This window comes from Vibrio sp. 10N.247.310.24 (assembly GCF_041467175.1).
Lineage (GTDB): Bacteria > Pseudomonadota > Gammaproteobacteria > Enterobacterales > Vibrionaceae > Vibrio > Vibrio tasmaniensis_A.
The window spans coordinates 1-1,980 of sequence record NZ_JBFSUD010000168.1 but is presented as its reverse complement, the minus strand read 5'-3'; the positions used below and the strand labels follow the sequence as shown (position 1 = coordinate 1,980).

Below are 1,980 nucleotides of genomic sequence, written 5' to 3'. Positions count from 1 at the left end.
AGATACGATCTGCTCTATAAGGAGCAAATTGATTGCCGTTAGCGGCAAGCATCTTCTGAAGATGATCAAACTTATCAGGGTCAAAGGTTATACCAGAAGCAGCTAGTGCCGTCTGAAACTCACGAATCACCGCATTAAACCAATCTTGTCCTGGATAGCTTGGTGCGCCATTGTCATTGCTCTCACTGAAGTATCCAGCCGTACCAACTCTTGGTTTGAGCGCGGGTACATTCTCGACTTGAGAGCCATTATTTAAGGGATGCATTACACGCTCTCCTCATAGATGAATTCATAGTACTTACCGCCTAACTTGAACTGGTTTAGCGTACATTCCAGAATAGCGGCGGTTTGAGATACTAACGGGGTTAAACAATCGTCTAGGCACGTTGCGTAAGCTTGTGTAATGCCTCTGACGCGAATACGTAATAAGTGGCGGTACTTCTCTTCATAGAGAGGATAAGTACAACCACGTAAACAGTGGTGAGGGAAGATTTCTTCTACCTCGATATCAAATCCTAAATCAGCGCCTAGCTTGTCGATGTTCCATGCTTGTAAACCACCTTTACGGTGATACTTTTCAACTACAGCCGCACGGCGTGATTCAAACGTTTGGTTTTGAACTTGGCACTCTGGAAGCCCTAAATACGCTTCCCATTCGTCTAGTAATTGCCGAGTGGTTTCAGGGCGCATTTCTAACAATAAACTGTCTGCGCTTACCTCTACCGCTTCTAGCCTTGGTGCATAGCCTGCCGCGTATTTATGGAGGTCTAACGATGCTGAACGTTGCCACAAGATACCTCGTGGCATTTGCGCCATTATTGAGTTAGTCCATTGCTCTACAGAGTGGCCCATGTGATCACTCCAATCTCATGTAACTCATTCGATGCAGCAGGAACGTCAGCATTCAGATCTAGCGAATAGTCTTCAATACCTGGTACTGAACCTATAGCGGTGCGCACAGCACTTACAAGCAGCGTACTAGCAGGGCTTAACGTTTTAAAATAGCTGTTGATACTGGTCTGCACACTGGCGCGAAGCTCTGTGTTATCTGGCGTGATATTGATGTCTAAATCCGTCACTTTCAGCGTTAACGAAATAGGCACTGGCTCGATGCCAGCAGGGCGACCAACGTCACTGCCTGTTGCTGGGTCTTTATGGCGATAAATGTAATCAGACATCGCTTGTTGGTCGGTGACATTAGGCAGAATATCGGTACGGCCATCAAAGACAAACGCATAGCCAATCGTCGAGCCACCTTGATAGGCATCGATAGCCCAAGCGCGAGTAACCCCTGCCACTTCACGGCACCATGCCACGTAGTCATGCACCGCACCGCCCATAGGGGGATTACGCTTACGAAACAGCAAACGCTCAAGCACTTCATCAACGGATTCTATTTCCGCACCACCTGAAATTTCACCTGTTACACCATTAGGTTGAATACCTGGCACGGTAGACACTAACGTCAGCGTTTCACCTGCCGCGAGATTTCCCGCTGCACCTGATTCTTCCGCTTCTACTTCCACCAAAACGCTGCCACTGTCTGGCGCATTAGATTGCGTCACTCGATACAAGCGGCCATCAGAATGCGTCATCACAGTACCAACGGGAATAGGCACACTACCTGTAAAAGTAACGGGGCCAGCGGCATTCGTTGCAAGCTTTTGAATCACGCCTTCATAGCGCGCTGCATCGATGATGGTCTGGTCTTCAGATTCAGTAGAAGGGATGATTTGACGAACTATCCAAGATTGGCAATCGTAAAGATCACGAACGCTGCCACTCACAGAAGAGTTAAGCGCTTGCTCAATGCCAAACTTAGGTAAAACCTCATCTAACGAGGCTTCAATGTCGATTAAACCGCTTTCAATAAGCTGGCGTAGCGTAGGAACGTTAAACGGCACGTTGCGCCTCCCATCGTTTCATAACGGTCAGTGAGATGACTTCGTTGTCTGGTTTAGTGATATTGATAGACAAGGC

2 protein-coding genes and 1 pseudogene are annotated in these 1,980 nt (G+C 47.7%); all 3 read right to left on the bottom strand.

Features of this window, described 5'->3' with window-relative positions; translation table 11 throughout:
* A pseudogene (locus tag AB6E08_RS23085) lies at positions 1-265 on the bottom strand (hypothetical protein); the annotation flags it as partial.
* Entirely contained in the window at positions 265-852 is a 588-nt protein-coding gene (locus AB6E08_RS23080; protein WP_372067738.1) for a YmfQ family protein, read from the bottom strand. The gene AB6E08_RS23080 and the pseudogene AB6E08_RS23085, both read right to left, overlap by 1 nt.
* Entirely contained in the window at positions 837-1,904 is a 1,068-nt protein-coding gene (locus AB6E08_RS23075) for a baseplate J/gp47 family protein (RefSeq protein WP_372160325.1), read from the bottom strand. Before AB6E08_RS23075 ends, AB6E08_RS23080 begins: the two co-directional genes overlap by 16 nt.
* Between the last annotated feature and the right edge of the window lie 76 nt (positions 1,905-1,980).